Below are 15,453 nucleotides of genomic sequence, written 5' to 3'. Positions count from 1 at the left end.
GCACCCCGCCCGATCCGCGGGGGTTCCGATCGGCGGCTTTCGTCCCCATGGGTTTGACTCATGGTGTGCGCCGGATGCTCTCGCTGCTGCTCGTCGCCCTCGGTGCGGCCGGGGCGCTGGTCCTCGTCCGCGGCGTCTCGGCGTGGTGGTGGTGCGCGGCGGGCCCGCTGCTGGCGCTGACCGTGCTCGGCTGCTGGGATCTGCGGCAGCGGCGTCACTCCGTGCTGCGGAACCATCCCCTGCTCGGTCATCTCCATATCCTCCTGGAGGCCCTGCGCCCGAGGCTCCAGCGGTACTTCGCCGAGCGGGACCACGACGGGCGGCCCTTCGACCGCCAGGTGCGCGCCCTCGTGTACGAGCGCGCCAAGGGCGTCGAGACCGAGGGGCCTCTCGGCACCGGGCGTGACGTGTACGCGGACGGCCACGAGTTCCTGGAGCCCTCGTTGCGTCCGGTCGCGGTACCGGATGAGCCGCCCGTCGTCCGCGTCGGCGGCCCCGACTGCACCCAGCCGTACGACATGGCACTGCTCAACGTCTCCGCGCTGAGTTTCGGAGCTCTCTCGTCGAACGCGATCATGGCGCTCAACCGGGGCGCGGCGCTGGGGCGTTTCGCGCACGACACCGGCGAGGGCGGCCTGTCGGACCACCATCTGCGGGGCGGCGGCGACCTCGTCTGGGAGATCGGCACGGGGTACTTCGGCTGCCGCACCTCCGCCGGGGACTTCGAGGCGCGGGAGTTCGCGGACAAGGCCGCGCTGCCCGAGGTGAAGTGCGTCTCCCTGAAACTCTCCCAAGGGGCGGAGCCGGGGACCGGCGGGGTCCTGCCGGGGGCGAAGGTGAGCGCCGAGATCGCCCGGGCACGCGATGTCCCCGAGGGCGAGACCGTGGTGTCGCCGCCGTACCACCGGGTCTTCTCGACCCCGCGGGAGCTGGTGCTGTTCATCGCGCGGATGCGGCGGCTGGCGGGCGGCAAGCCGACCGGCTTCAAGCTCTGCGTGGGCTCGCGGCGCCAGTTCCTGGCCGTCTGCAAGGCGATGCTCGCCGAGGGCGTGACACCCGACTTCATCGTGGTCGACGGTTCCGAGGGCGGTACGGGGGCCGCGCCCCCGGAATTCGCCGGCACCCTCGGCGCGCCCCTGACCGAGGGCCTGATCACGGTGCACAACGCGCTGGTCGGCACCGGGCTGCGCGACCGTGTCCGGATCGGGGCGAGCGGCAGGGTCGCCACCGGCTCGGACATCGTCAAGCGGCTCCTCCAGGGCGCCGACTACACCAACGCGGCCCGCGCGATGATGTTGGCCCTCGGCTGCGTCCAGGCCCAGCGCTGCCACACCAACGCCTGTCCGGTGGGCGTGGCGACCCAGGACCCCCGCCGGGTCCGCGCGCTGGACGTGGCCGACAAGTCCGAGCGCGTACACCGCTACCAGCGGGCGACCGTGCGCAGCGCGAGCCGGATCATGGCCGCGATGGGCGTGCGGGATCCCGGCGACCTCACGCCCCACCGTCTGCAGCGGCGCGTCGACCCGACGGCCGTACGGTCGTACGCCGAGCTCCACGAGTGGCTCGCGCCCGGGGCGCTGCTCGCCGGGCCGCACTCGTCCTGGGCGGCGGACTGGGCCGCCGCCGATCCGGACTCCTTCTGAGCGTCGGAAGGCGGCGGCCGGGCGTCAGGGTCGACGGGGTGCTGCGTTATCGATCTCCGCGGCCGACAATCGGATCACCGGGACGGAACGATCCCGAGCTGTCGTCGGAGAGGTGCGGATCGCGTGAGCGAGTTGTTGGGTGTGGCGGTACTGGGTGCCGGGCACATGGGGGCCGACCATATACGTCGAATCGATCAGGTGGTGAGCGGTGCCAGGGTCGCCGCCGTGGCGGACCCCGACACCGATCGCGCCGCAGAGGCGGTGGCCGGCATCGACGGTGTCTCGGTCCACGCCGAGACGGCGGCCGCACTCGACGCACCCGGCGTGCGGGCCGTGCTGATCGCCTCCCCGGGCCCCGCGCACGAGGAGGCGCTGCTCGCGGCCTTCGCGCGGGGTCTGCCGGTGCTGTGCGAGAAGCCGCTGGTGCCGGAGTCGGCCGGGGCCCTGCGTGTGGTGGAGGCGGAAGTACGGCTCGGACGGCGGCTGGCGCAGGTCGGGTTCATGCGCCGGTACGACGCCGAGTACCAGCGCCTCAAGTCCCTGCTGGACAGCCGTCGGCTGGGCCGCCCGCTGATGCTGCACTGCACGCACCGCAATGTCGCCTCGCCGCCCGGCTTCACCTCGGCGATGCTGGTGAACAGCTCCGTCTCGCACGAGATCGACGCGGCGCGCTGGCTCCTGGGCCAGGAGCTCACCGCGGTGAGCGTGCTGCGCCCCCAGCCGTCCGCGAACGCCCCCGAGGGTCTGATCGACCCCCAGTTCGTCGTGTTCGAGACGGCCGGCGGCGCCCTGGTCGACGTCGAGGTCTTCGTGAACTCCGGGTTCGGCTACCAGGTGGGGTGCGAGGCGGTCTGCGAGTCGGGGATCGCGCGCATCGGGGACGAGCGCGGCATGGCCGTGACGACGGCGGGCGGCAGGCACGAGGAGGTCGCGCAGGACTACCTCGTCCGCTTCGCCGACGCCTACGACCGCGAGGTGCAGGCATGGGCGGACGCCACCCGGGCCGGCTGGGTCACCGGACCCGGCGTCTGGGACGGGTACGCGGCGTCCGCCGTCGCCGAGGCGGGTGTCCGGGCGCTGGAGAACGGCGGCCGGGTGACCGTCGAGCTGGCCCCGCGCCCGGACCTCTACGCCTGATCAGCCGCTGACGCTCGCGGCACCCGTCTCGAGGTGGCCGGTGAACCGGCGCGACCAGCTCGCGTCGGAGCCGACCGTGATCGTGAAGTCGTACCAGCCGTCCTGGTACGCCACCGCGTTGAAGTAGGCCTCCGCCGAGCCGCCCGCCGCGACGGTGTACGTCCAGGGTCCGTCGGAGCGGTAGTGGTTCGAGGTGACGGTGAACGTCACCGGGGAGGCGGAGGAGTTGGTCATCCTGAAGTAGACGGCCGCCTTCCCGGTGCCGGGCTCGGTCGCGTACCGCACGCCGACCTCCGCCGACCTGCCCGCCTTCGTCGCGTCTCCCTTGAAGCGGCGCAGGAAGCGGTTGGGGCCGGTCATCGAGAAGTCGTACTTGCCGTCGCCGTAGCCCGCGCCGATGTTGAAGGAGTCGGAGGCGGTGCCGCCCGCGTCGACCGTGTACTGCCAGGGCACGGTGTCCCGGTAGGCGTTCGGGTGGAGGGAGAAGTGCACCGCCCTCTTGGCCGGGGCACCCTGGTTGGCCATGGTGAACCAGGCGAGGATCCTGCCGGTCGCGGTGAACTCCAGGTGGTCCAGAAAGCCGTTGGGCTGATACGGCAGCGCCCGGGCGGGCCGGGTTCCGGGCTCCTGCGCGGGCAGCGCGTTGGTGGTCGGCACGGGGTTGGGCAGCGGACCGCAGGTGGCGTACCCGATGACACTCGTCGCAGGGAGCGACACGGCACCGCGGACCGGGTGCGCGAAGTCGAAGACGCCGGTCAGGTCGCCGGTCACCCTGCGGCGCCAGGCGCTGATGTCGGGGCAGGCCGCGGGCTTGCCGAGAGCGCCGGTCCAGGTCTCCAGGAAACGCAGGACGGAGGTGTGGTCGAAGACCTCCGAGGAGACCCAGCCGCCGCGCGTCCAGGGCGAGATGACGAGCAGCGGGACCCGGAAACCGAGGCCGTACGGAACGCCGTTCAGGTACTCGCCCGCGGTCCCGGCGGGCGGGACGGGCGGGGGCACGTGGTCGAAGAACCCGTCGTTCTCGTCGTAGTTGAGGAACAGGACCGTTGAGTCGAAGACGTCCGCGTCGGCGGCGAGTGCCTTGTACACCAGGTCGACGAAGTGGGCGCCGTCGCCGGGCGGGGCGTACGGGTGCTCCGAGAAGGCCTGGTTGGCGACCACCCAGGACACCTGGGGCAGGGTTCCGGCGACGACGTCGGCCCGGATGGCCGCGGCGATGTCGTCGGGCGTGGAGCCGGTGGCCTTCGGGACGGAGGCCATGCCCCGGTCGTACAGCGGGTCGCCGGCCTTGGCGGCGGCGAACTTCTTGAAGTAGGCGCAGCCGTTGTCGCCGTAGTTGTCCTGGGCGTTCTGGTAGACCTTCCAGCTCACACCCGCCGCTTGAAGAGCCTCGGCGTAGTTCTGCCAGGTCAGGCCCGACTCCTCGCCGCCGTCGTAACTGGACGCGTCGACCTTGCCGCTCCACAGATAGGTGCGGTTCGGCCCGGTGGCGCTGAGCGCGGAGGAGAAGTAGGCGTCGCAGATGGTGTAGTTGTCGGCGAGCGCGTAGTGGAACGGGATGTCGGAACGGTCGAGGTAGCCGAGCGACCGTACGTTGCCGACGCCCGAGACCCAGTTGTCGAGCCGTCCGTTGTTCCAGGCGGCGTGCTGCGAGGACCAGGAGTGCGGGAGGTCGCCGCTGCACTGGGCGAGGGTCTCGCCGTCCTTGCCGCCCGCCGCGGGCGTGGCGCTGAGCTTCCAGGGGTACTGCCTGCTCCGGCCGTTGGGCTGGTTGAAGACCGCGTACCCGCCGGACAGCGCGATGCCGCTGCGGTCGTCGAAGCCACGGACCCCCTTGAGCCGCCCGAAGTAGTGGTCGAAGCTGCGGTTCTCCTGCATGAGGATGACGACGTGCCGTACGTCCGAGATCGTGCCGGTCGCCGTCGCCGCGGTGGCCGCGGCCACCGCGGGACGCGAGCCGACGCCCGTCGCGGCTCCCGCCACCACGGACGCGCCGAGCCCCACAAAGCCTCTTCGGCTGATCGGTGTCATTAGCCCGCCCTCGTCACTGGGGTGGGTGCCCCTGTGGCACACCGCGAGCAAGCGTGCACGGGGCGTTCGCCGGGGCTCAACCGGTGCGGTGAGGGGTGGGTGAACAACGGTCGAAACTGTCCGTCCGGTCCCGAGTCTCCCGGAGCCACCCGGTGTCGCTGTGCGCAGTCGCTCGACACCACTGTGCGGAGTTGCCCGGTACCGCTTGCGCGGAGCCGCCTGATGTCGCTTGCGCACAGTCGTTCCGTTACTACCTATCGCGACAGTGATAATATCTAACGAAGCGAAGCGTGCTTCCTCGCGCTCCGTCGGCCGATGAGCGGGACAGCCCGCCCGAAGACCCGCACCCGACACGAAGAGGCGATGACATGGCCGCAGACACCCGGACCGGGACGGGCCCGCGCGACCGGTTTCGCGCGCAGGTCCAGCAGGAAGCGAAGACGGCGGCACTGCGCCAGCTGGCCGAGGGCGGCCCGGAAGCACTGTCCCTCAACGCGATCGCCAAGGAGCTGGGCATGACCGGGCCCGCGCTCTACCGCTACTTCGCCAACCGCGACAGCCTGCTGACCGAGCTCGTCGTCGACGCCTACGGGGACCTGGCCTCGACCCTCCGCCGCACCGCCGAGGACCGCACGGCGGACCCGGTCACCCGGCTGACCGAGCTGGTCCGCGCCTACCGGAGCTGGGCGCTGGCCGAGCCGCACCGCTACCGCCTGCTGTTCCGGGCCCCGCTCCAGGGGTACGACGCCCAGTCCGCGAGCCTGGTCGAGGCCTCTCAGCCCGCCATGACCGTACTCCTGGACGCGGTGAGCGCCCTCGCCGAGCCGGGCACGCGGGTTCCGGAAGACGCGGCCGCGCAGTTCCGCGAGTGGCGCGGACGCCACGGCTTCGAGGACACCTCGGAGGCGGTCGCCGTGCGCTCCACGATGCTGTGGGCCCATCTGCACGGCCTGGTCGGCCTGGAGATCGAGGGCAACTTCACCTCGATGGGCGTCGATCCGTCCTTTCTCTACGAGACCGAGGTGAAGGACTTCGTGCGCCGCCTGTGAGGCGGCGAGCGATCGGGAGAGATTCCCGGGCCCGAGGACTCGCACACATGCCCCTCGAACAGGAGAATGAAAGCAGGGCGCGAGTACGTCGCGGGGACCTCAAGTCACGTACGGTGTCTACGACTTGACCCCGAACGACACCTACCGCATCGGGACCACTCGCCCGGTCCGGGAGGACTGCGGCATATACCAGAAGCACCACCGTATCGGGTGTTGCCAAATCCCTTACAGCGCGTCGCGGGCTGTGCGACAGTCGTAACGGTCCTTCCGTCAGCCTAGGTCGTACCGTTCCCGCATCGGAGTACGTCATGCCCTCCCATCTCTCTGCGGACCGCCCCGCCGCTCAGCCGCCCCGGCGCGGCACGGTCGACGCGCTCATCTCGCAGACGCGGCACCTGCGCGGTGAGGTGGACGCCGTACGACGTGAGGCACCCGTCGACGACGAGGACGCGCAGGGGCGCTGGCAACGGGCGCTGTGCAATCTGGCACTCCATCAACTGAACGACCTGGACGCGCACTTGGCGCAGCTGCGGGACGGACCGCCGGCCGTGCCCGTCCAGCCCACGGACACCCCCGCGGCTCCGGCCGTGCCGACCGCCGCACCCCGGCGCGGCTCGCTGCTGAGCCGGGTCGGCAGCGCCGAGTGGAACCTGCTGACGGACGAGGCCAGTTGGTCCGGCGAGCTCTACCAGATCCTGGGCCGGGACGCCTCCGCTCCCCCGCTCACCCTCGACGAACTCCCCTCCCTGGTCCTGGACGAGGACCGGCCGATGCTGACGACGATGGTCACCGACTGCCTGATCGACGCCAAGCCCATCGACGGAGAGTTCCGCATCGTGCGCCCCGACGGCGGAGTGCGGACCGTGCACATGATGGGTGAGCCCGTCCTGGACGCCGACGGCGGCACCGCCTCGATGTGGGCCGTGCTGCGCGATGTCAGCGAACTGCGGCGCAGCCAGCGGACGGTGGGTGAGACCCGTGAATCGCTCCAGCGTGAGCAGCACGTCGCCGAGACCGAGCACCGGCTCGCGGTCGAGCTCCAGGAGGCCGTGCTGCCGCCTTGGCGCGGCTCCCTGCGGTTCCCGCGCCAAGGGCCCCGGGCCCTGGACGTGGCCGCTCACTATCTGCCGTCCTCGACCAGCGCGCTGATCGGCGGAAACTGGTACGACGCACTCGAACTCCCCGACGGCGAGACCCTGTTGAGCGTCGGCGACCTCACCGGTCACGGGGTCACCGTGACCTCGGGCATGGCGATGCTGCTCGGCGCCCTGCGCGGTATGGCCGTGGCGGGCACCCGGCCGGGGCAGCTCCTTTCCTGGCTGAATCAACTGCTCGACGCCACCGTCCAGCCGGCCCTGGGCAGTGCCGTCTGCTGCCGCTACCGGCCAGAGACCCGCACCCTGAGCTGGGCGCAGGCAGGACACCCCGCCCCGCTGCTGTTCCGCGACGGGACGGGGCGTGCGCTGGCCGCACCGGAGGGCGTCCTGCTCGGAGCCACCTCCGGTGCCGTCTACGGGCAGGCCGAGGAGACCCTCCACGTGGGCGACCTGCTGCTCCTGCACACCGAGGGACTGGTGCCCCGGCGGTCGGGGTCCCCTCGTCCGGACGAGGCCGGGAGTCAGGGAGGAACGGCGGCCGTCCGGAGCCTGCTCGACCTGGCCCCGCGCTTCGACGAGGCCCGAACGGCCCAGGACTGTGTACGCATGGTTGTAGAGGAGTTCGGCGATACCGAGCGCGAGGACGATGCCTGTGTGCTCATCGCCAGGATCGGATCCTGACGCCGGAGGCTGATGACACTCGTGCCCGACGACGCCGACGGCCGACGACAGAGGGAGTTGGCCGGGATCGGCATGGGCCACTGACGGCTGACACCTTTGTCAGCCGAGCCACGGTTGCACGCGTCACGCGGCGACCACACCCGGAACACCGACCCACGCGGGAGAGCGGATCCCTTACGCCCGCGCGCTGTTGCCGCCCCTGGGCTTCGACGAAACCTTCGGCAGCGCGAGTTTGATCTCCTCACGCAGATCGCTGATCTTCGGATAGCTGGAGTACTGCCCGGTGAGCCGGTACATCTCGCGCAAGCGGTCCCAGGTGCGATGGGAGGAGTTGGACCCCATCGACGTCAGGGCCAGTCGCGCGTAGCGGTCGGCCTGTTCGGGGTCGTCGGCGATGAAGCAGGCCGACGCGAGGGAGATGTGGTCGAAGATCTTCGACCGCTCCCGGCCCGACTCCCGCAGCTTCAGCGCCTCCTTGGCGTGACGCTGCGCGGTGGCGGCCGCGGACGGCTCGTGCTCGGCGAGGGTGCGATAGGCGAGAGCCTGCATGCCGTGCATGTCGGCCTCGTCGAACAACTGCATCCAGCTGGGCGGCGGTACGTCACCGCGGTCGGAGACGAACAGGTCCTCCGCCACACCGAGGGTGCGCCGCATGGCCTGCCCCTTGCCCATGGAGGCCTGTGCCCAGGCCTCGATGGTGTGGAGCATGGCCCGGGTGCGGGGCAGCACCTCCTCGCCGGAACCGGACTTGGCGAGCTTCATCAGGTCGAGCGCGTCGTCGGGCCGGCCCAGGTGCACCATCTGGCGAGCCGCTCGGGAGAGCGCCTCCCCCGCGCGGGGCCGGTCACCGCCTTCTCGGGCCGCGTGGGCGGCGATGACGAAGTACTTCTGGGCCGTGGGCTCCAGGCCGACGTCGTGCGACATCCAGCCCGCGAGGACGGCGAGGTTGGCGGCGACGCCCCACAGGCGCCGCTGGAGATGGTCGGGGTGCCGGTAGGAGAGCATGCCTCCCACTTCGTTGAGCTGGCCCACCACGGCCTTGCGTTGCAGCCCGCCGCCGCGGGCCGCGTCCCAGGCCCGGAACACCTCGACGGAGCGCTCCAGTTCCTCGATCTCCTGCGACCCGATGGGGGCGGCCTCATAGCGGTCGAACCCGGCGAGGTCGGCGTGCAGGGGGTCTTCGAACTGCGGAGCGTCGGCCGTCAGGGCCGGATCGGTGTGCAGCCAGTCGTGCATGGCAGTGCTGAGTGCGGATCCCGCGGCGAGCGCGGCACCCGCGCCCACCAAGCCGCGTCGGTTGAGCATGAGGTCCATTCCCGTGAATTCGGTGAGGACCGCGGCAGTCCGCTCGGGCGCCCACGGCACACCGTCGGGATGTTCCACACTCCCGCCGCCCTGCCGTTTCCCCGTACGCCCGTGCCTGACCAGACCGAGGTCCTCGATGGTCACGACACGGCCGAGACGCTCGGTGAACAGAGCCGCCAGCACCCGCGGCACCGGATCGCGCGGGATCTCTCCCATGTCGATCCACCGCCGCACCCGCGAGGTGTCGGTCGCCAGCTGGGGGTGGCCCATGGCCGCCGCCTGCCGGTTGACCAGCCGCGCGAGCTCGCCCTTGGACCAGCCGGCCAGGCCGAACAGGTCCGCCAGGCGGGTGTTGGGTTGTCCGTTCACGTCAAGCCCCCAGGTTCTCGGCTGATTTCGACAGTAACCGTCTGTCAGTTGCTGAGCGACTATTCGCCAGGGTTCGCCAGGGTGCGCCAGATGGTGTGCCAGTGGACGCCGGGTGTCAGGTAGGAACGCGCCACCCCGACCCGGTTGCCAGGGACATTCCCCAGGATGAGCCAGGGCGGCCGGGGCGGGCGGCGCGGCAACTTGCAGGCACACGAAGGGATCTGTTTCGCCCATGTACACAGCATCGTCCTCCGTGTCCGCTCCGCCCCGGTCGTTGCACTCCCGCCCGGTGGGCAGCGGCCCTTACCTCGACCCCGCGCGTCAGGCGGCCCCCGTGCTCGGTGCCGGCCGGACGCGGCGCGTGCCGGGGCTCGGCACCCAACCGCTCAGCGGGAGACTCGACTTGTCCGGCCCTCAGGGCGCCCTGTTGCGCACGGCGATCGCGTCGGTGCACCGGATCTGTCCGGAGTTCGCTCCGGTCCAGGTGCTGCGCCGCAGCGGACGCTCCGTGCTCCTCGTCGGCACGACGGGGCGCAGCACGGCCGTCGCCAAGTGTTTACTGGACCACTCCCCCGTCTGGGCCGAGCGGATCCGGCATGAAATAGCGGCGTACCGCTCGTTCGTCCGGCACCGCCCCCCTGTTCGGGTGCCCCGGTTGATCGCAGCGGATCCGGAGAACTGCACACTGGTGATCGAGCGCATGCCGGGCCGCGTGGCCGCGCTCCACCGGCACCCGGCCGAGGCCCCGCCCCGCGCGGACATCCGCGCCGCCCTGGGCGCGATCTGCCGGCTCAACGCGTGGCGGCCGCCGGCTGGGACGTTCAACGCCCCGCTGGACTACGCGGAACGGATCTCCCGCTTCCATGAGCTGGGGTTGCTCACGGACCGGGACATGGGCGACCTGCAGAAGCTGGTGCACGGCATCGCGGCTTCGTCCGGCCGCCAGGGCATGGGTCAGTTCTGCCACGGCGACGCCCTCCTGTCGAACGTCCTTCTCTCACCGGCCGGTCCAGTGCTGGTGGATTGGGAGCACGCGGGGTGGTATCTGCCGGGGTACGACCTGGCGACCCTGTGGGCGGTCCTCGGTGACGCTCCCGTGGCGCGTCGTCAGATCAGTCAGCTCGCGCAGTCGGCCGGCCCGGCCGCACGGGACGCCTTCCTGGTGAACCTGATGATCGTCCTGACCCGGGAGATCCGTACGTACGAGACGGCCGTGCAGCGTTCCCTGCACGACGCGGCCCCGGCGGCACCGGGCCCGGCCCACCCGGCTGCTGCGCCGTCCGGCGAGGAACAGCGGCTGCTGCTGAGGCGGCTGCACGACGACTGCCAAATGGCCCGGCGGGCCGTTCGCGCGGCGGTCGGAACTCGCTGAAGGGGACGGAGGTCCGCGGTCGCGCCGAGACACCGGCGCACCGTGGACCTCTGTCATGTCGGGGCACCGCCGTTCGGGGGCATTGGTCCACTCCACTGACGCCTCGCAGGCCGGGAGGCCACCGCCACGAAACCCCCTTCGCCCCGCCCTGACATGGGAAATCGCCTGCCTCTGGGCATGATTGACGGATCGTCGGAGAGCCGGTAGCACTGACGCGTTCGGCCCTCGCACGCCCCACCGCGCCCGACCGTCCCAGGAGGCTGCATTGCACTGGTCCGCCACCGAACCCAAGCGAACCACCGGGCACAGACGCGCGCGCGGGACCGCTGGAGCCGTCGCCTCGGCGGCGCTGCTGCTGCCCCTGCTCGGCGCGGCCCCTTCGAGCTCCGCCGAGGAGTCTCCCGCGACCGGGTTGCAGCGGGCCTTCGCCGCCGCGGCCACCGAGTACCACGTACCGCAGAGCGTGCTGCTCGCCGTGTCCTATCTGCAGTCCCGCTGGGACGCGCACGCCGGTGCTCCGAGCGTCAGCGGCGGCTACGGTCCCATGCACCTGACCGACGCCCGGACGGCGATCGCCGGCGCTCCGCACCACGGGGACGGCACGGAGGACGCCCGCGGCGACAGCTCGCGGCCCGCCCTCCTGCCCGACACCAAGGCGCCGAAGGACTCCGAACTCCCGGCCCGGCTGAAGACGTTGACGAGGGCGGCCGACCTCACCGGCCTGCCGGCGGAGCGGCTGCGTACCGACGCGGCGGCGAACGTCGCGGGCGGCGCCGCACTTCTCGCCGCCGCGCAGCGGGACCTCGGCGAGCCCCTGAGCGCCGACGCCGCCGACTGGTACGGGGCGGTGGCACGCTTCTCGGGAGCGGACGACACCGCCACCGCGGCGACCTACGCCGACGACGTCTACGAGGTGCTGCGGGCGGGCGAGGAGCGCACCACGGACTCCGGTCAGCAGGTGACGCTCGCCGCCCAGCCGGCGCTGAGCCCCGACACCGCGCGGCTCGCCGGCGCGGGACTTCGGACGGTCTCCGCCGAGGGCACGGAGTGCCCGAGGACGGTGTCCTGCGAGTGGATCCCGGCCCCGTACGAGGAGTTCGGCGAGGGCGACTACGGCAACCACGACCTGGGCGACCGGCCTGTAGCGCAGAGCATCAAGTACATCGTCATCCATGACACGGAAGGGACCTGGGACGGTGTGCTGAACCTCGTCCAGGACCCGACCTATGTGTCGTGGAACTACACCCTGCGGTCGACCGACGGGCACATCGCCCAGCATGTGAAGGCCAAGGACGTGGCCTGGCACGCGGGCAACTGGTACATCAACGCGAAGTCGATCGGCCTGGAGCACGAGGGCTTCCTCACCGCGCCCGACGCCTGGTACACCGAGGAGATGTACCGGGCGTCGGCACGCCTGGTGAAGTACCTCTCCAGGAAGTACGGCATCCCCCTGGACCGGCAGCACATCCTCGGGCACGACAATGTGCCGGGCCCCACGACCTCCACGATTCCGGGCATGCACACGGACCCGGGCCCGTACTGGGACTGGCAGCACTACTTCACCCTGCTCGGGCACCCCTTCCACCGCACGCTCCGCAAGGGCGGCCTGGTGACCGTCCTGCCCGACTTCGACGCGAACCAGCCGGTGTACACGGGCTGCGTCACCAAGGGCGAGCCGTGCGCGGCCCACGGTTCGAGCGAGGTGCGGCTCTACTCCCGGCCGGACGTGAGCTCGCCGCTCATCCAGGACATCGGCCTGTACCCGAAGGGCGACGCCTCGACGACCGGCGTGAACGACGTCGGCTCGCGCGTGTCCACCGGACAGCGGTACGCGCTCGCCGGACGGGAGGGCGACTGGACGGCGATCTGGTACCTGGGCCAGAAGGCCTGGTTCGAGAACCCGAGGAAGCAGCCGACGGCGGTGAGCGCGTCGGGGCCCGCCGTGACGCCCAAGGAGGGTCTGGCGGAGATCCCCGTGTACGGAAGGGCGTACCCGGAGAAGGAGGCGTACCCGGCGGGCGTGCCCGTCCAGGCCGTCTCACCCCTGCCGTACAAGGTGCTCGCGGGCCAGCGGTACGCGGCCGGTGGCAAGGTGCCCGGCGAATATTTCTTCGCGCCGACCTTCGACACGACACCGCACAGGGTCGTGATCGGTTCGGATCAGTACTACGAGATCCAGTTCGGGCACCGGGTGGCGTTCGTGCGGGCCGTGGACGTGGACCTGGTTCGGTAGCGGATCCGATGGTCCGGAGGCCGGGTCCGCGCGGAGCGGGCCCGGTTTCCGTCGGTCGGTGAAGACAATGACATGGGCAACCGACCAGGGAATGTGCCGCCTAGGACAGGTTCGACCTCGGTAGGGCCAGTTAACGACATGTAACCGCGCGCCCGATCGATGTGCGCTGGGATGGGTCGCTCACAGTACGCGGCACATCTGGGGCGGGTATGGGCGATTTTGTCAAAGAGACTTCAACGCGGCCCGCCGATGCGGCGGACCCACGGCAATGCCGGTGCGGCGGCACAGGGCGTGACGGCGCACCGGCGGGGGCCGAGGAAAGGTTTCGGGGGCTGCTGGAGGCGGCACCGGACGCCATGGTCATCGTCGACGACACCGGCACCATCAGACTCGTCAACGCCCAGACCGAAGCCCTCTTCGGATACCAGCGCGAGGAGCTTCTGGGACACCCCGTCGAACTCCTCGTACCCGGCCGCTTCCGCGCCCACCACACCTTCCACCGCGACGGGTACGCCAACAACCGCCAGGTCCGCCCCATGGGCGCGGGACTCGAACTCCACGGCCTGCGCAAGGACGGCACCGAATTCCCCGTCGAGATCAGCCTCAGCCCGCTCGAGACCGCCGACGGCCTCCTCGTCTCCGCCGCCGTCCGCGACGTCAGCGACCGCAAAGCGGCCGAGGAAAGGTTTCGGGGGCTGCTGGAGGCGGCACCGGACGCCATGGTCATCGTCGACGACACCGGCACCATCAGACTCGTCAACGCCCAGACCGAAGCCCTCTTCGGATACCAGCGCGAGGAACTGCTCGGGCACCCCGTCGAACTCCTCGTACCCGGCCGCTTCCGCGCCCACCACACCTTCCACCGCGACGGGTACGCCAACAACCGCCAGGTCCGCCCCATGGGCGCGGAACTGGAACTCCACGGCCTGCGCAAGGACGGCACCGAATTCCCCGTCGAGATCAGCCTCAGCCCGCTCGAGACCACCGACGGCCTCCTCGTCTCCGCCGCCGTCCGCGACGTCAGCGACCGCAAGCGCGCCGAGGCCCGGATCAACGAACTGGCCGGTCTGGTGGAGTCCTCCCAGGACGCGATCCTCGCCAAGACCCTGGACGGGCACATCACGTACTGGAACGCGGCGGCCCAGCGGCTCTACGGATACACCCGGGCCGAGGTGATGGGCAGGCACGTGTCGCTGCTCGCCACCACCGAGCGGCGGGACGAGATCGACACACTCCTGGACCGGCTGCGCAGCGGTGAGAAGGTCGAGCACTTCGAGACCCTGCGGCTGACCCGCTCCGGTGCCCTGCTGGACGTGGACATCACCCTGTGGCCCACCCGCGCGCCGGACGGTGCGGTCATCGGCGCCTGCGCCATCGTCCGGGACATCAGCGACCGCAAGAAGGCCGAGGCGGAGCTGACCTTCCTCTACGAACAGCAGCGGCACATCGCCCTCACGCTCCAGCGCAGCCTCATGGGCACCCCGCCCGCCATCCCCGGTCTGACCACCGCGAGCCGCTACCGGCCAGCCACGCAGGGAGCCGGGGTGGGCGGCGACTGGTTCGACCTGATCCCGCTGGGAGCCGGCCGGGTCGGGGTCCTGATCGGCGACGTGATGGGCCGCGGTCTGGACGCTGCCGCGGTGATGGGCCAGCTGCGCTCGGCCGCGCACGCCCTGGCCAAGACCGGCATGCAACCCCGCCATCTGATGCAGGCCCTGGAGGCCGTCGTCGGCGACCTGGACGTGCCCGACCAGCTCGTGACCTGCTGCTATCTGGTCATCTCCGCCGACGCGGGCGAGGTGACGGTCTGCTCCGCCGGGCATCTGCCGACGCTGGTGGCCACGCCCGGCGCGGGCGCGCGGCCGCTCCCCGCCCCCGTGAACGCGCCGCTCGGTGTCGGCGACGTCCTCTACGAGCAGGAGACCTCGGTGATACCTCCGGGGGCGACGCTCGTCCTGTACACCGACGGTCTCATCGAGACGCCCGGCAGCGACATCGAGGACCAGCTCGCCCAGCTCACCGCGACGCTCGGGGGCCTGTTCGTCACCGCGCCCGACCTGGAGATGGCGGCCGACCATGTGCTGGCGGCCCTGCTGCCGGACGCCGACGGTCACAACGACGACGTCACGCTGCTGCTCACCCGGCTGCCCGACGGGCCCCTGGCCACCGTCAGCACCGACCTGCCCGCGGTTCCCGAATCGGTGCCGGAGGGCCGCGCCTTCCTCGGCAAGGCCATGACCTCATGGGACTGCGGGCCCACCGCGGACGACGCCCGGCTCCTGCTCTCCGAGATCCTCACCAACGCCGTCCAGCACGCCCAGGGACCCATCGGCCTGCACCTGTGCCGCACCGCCACCGATCTGACCGTGGAGATCAGCGATCACAGCCCGCATCTGCCGCAGCCCCGCACGGCCACCGAGGAGGAGGAGTCGGGACGGGGCCTGATCCTCGTCCGCGCGCTCGCCGACGACTGGGGCGTACGTCCCACCGACGCGGGCAAGACCACGTGGTTCACCCTCAAACTCTGACGCCGGGA

Annotated in this window: 8 protein-coding genes and 1 pseudogene; 7 read left to right on the top strand and 2 right to left on the bottom strand. The window is 71.2% G+C overall.

The features are described 5' to 3' along the window. Window positions 1–47 precede the first annotated feature (47 nt). Both OOK38_RS30195 and OOK38_RS30190 read left to right on the top strand, forming a co-directional pair. Window positions 48–1,643 (top strand): FMN-binding glutamate synthase family protein, encoded by a 1,596-nt coding sequence (locus tag OOK38_RS30195; RefSeq protein WP_266755389.1) that lies wholly within the window; start codon window positions 48–50, stop codon window positions 1,641–1,643. Window positions 1,644–1,766: 123 nt separating this feature from the next. Further along, window positions 1,767–2,780: a Gfo/Idh/MocA family protein gene (locus OOK38_RS30190; RefSeq protein WP_266755391.1), complete on the top strand. Its 1,014-nt coding sequence runs from the start codon at window positions 1,767–1,769 to the stop codon at window positions 2,778–2,780. Here OOK38_RS30190 and OOK38_RS30185 read toward each other — a convergent pair whose 3' ends face one another. Continuing rightward, window positions 2,781–4,811 (bottom strand): phosphocholine-specific phospholipase C, encoded by a 2,031-nt coding sequence (locus OOK38_RS30185; protein WP_266755392.1) that lies wholly within the window; start codon window positions 4,809–4,811, stop codon window positions 2,781–2,783. A gap of 368 nt (window positions 4,812–5,179) precedes the next feature. Here OOK38_RS30185 and OOK38_RS30180 point away from each other — a divergent pair, with 368 nt between their 5' ends. Continuing rightward, window positions 5,180–5,860 carry a TetR/AcrR family transcriptional regulator gene (locus OOK38_RS30180; RefSeq protein ID WP_266755394.1) on the top strand — a complete coding sequence of 227 codons (681 nt, stop codon included), beginning with the start codon at window positions 5,180–5,182 and terminating at the stop codon, window positions 5,858–5,860. A gap of 308 nt (window positions 5,861–6,168) precedes the next feature. Next, complete coding sequence (locus OOK38_RS30175) at window positions 6,169–7,638, top strand: PP2C family protein-serine/threonine phosphatase (RefSeq protein ID WP_266848987.1); 1,470 nt, start codon at window positions 6,169–6,171, stop codon at window positions 7,636–7,638. Window positions 7,639–7,812: 174 nt separating this feature from the next. Here OOK38_RS30175 and OOK38_RS30170 read toward each other — a convergent pair whose 3' ends face one another. After that, window positions 7,813–9,312: a hypothetical protein gene (locus tag OOK38_RS30170; RefSeq protein WP_266755397.1), complete on the bottom strand. Its 1,500-nt coding sequence runs from the start codon at window positions 9,310–9,312 to the stop codon at window positions 7,813–7,815. Between the two features lie 232 nt (window positions 9,313–9,544). Here OOK38_RS30170 and OOK38_RS30165 point away from each other — a divergent pair, with 232 nt between their 5' ends. From OOK38_RS30165 to OOK38_RS34580, 3 genes and pseudogenes are all read left to right on the top strand, one after another. Beyond that, the gene (locus OOK38_RS30165; protein WP_266755399.1) at window positions 9,545–10,684 is read left to right on the top strand and encodes an aminoglycoside phosphotransferase family protein; all 1,140 of its coding nucleotides are present in this window, start codon (window positions 9,545–9,547) and stop codon (window positions 10,682–10,684) included. A 265-nt stretch (window positions 10,685–10,949) separates the two neighbouring features. Continuing rightward, complete coding sequence (locus tag OOK38_RS30160; RefSeq protein WP_266755401.1) at window positions 10,950–12,917, top strand: N-acetylmuramoyl-L-alanine amidase; 1,968 nt, start codon at window positions 10,950–10,952, stop codon at window positions 12,915–12,917. Window positions 12,918–13,213: 296 nt separating this feature from the next. Continuing rightward, window positions 13,214–15,445 (top strand): annotated as a pseudogene (locus tag OOK38_RS34580) (PAS domain S-box protein); the annotation flags it as partial. Window positions 15,446–15,453 lie beyond the last annotated feature (8 nt).

The organism is Streptomyces sp. NBC_00568 (assembly GCF_026341855.1).
In the GTDB taxonomy this organism is placed as follows: domain Bacteria; phylum Actinomycetota; class Actinomycetes; order Streptomycetales; family Streptomycetaceae; genus Streptomyces.
The sequence above is the reverse complement of the archived record's forward strand: the minus strand, read 5'-3'. Positions and strand labels throughout refer to the sequence as shown.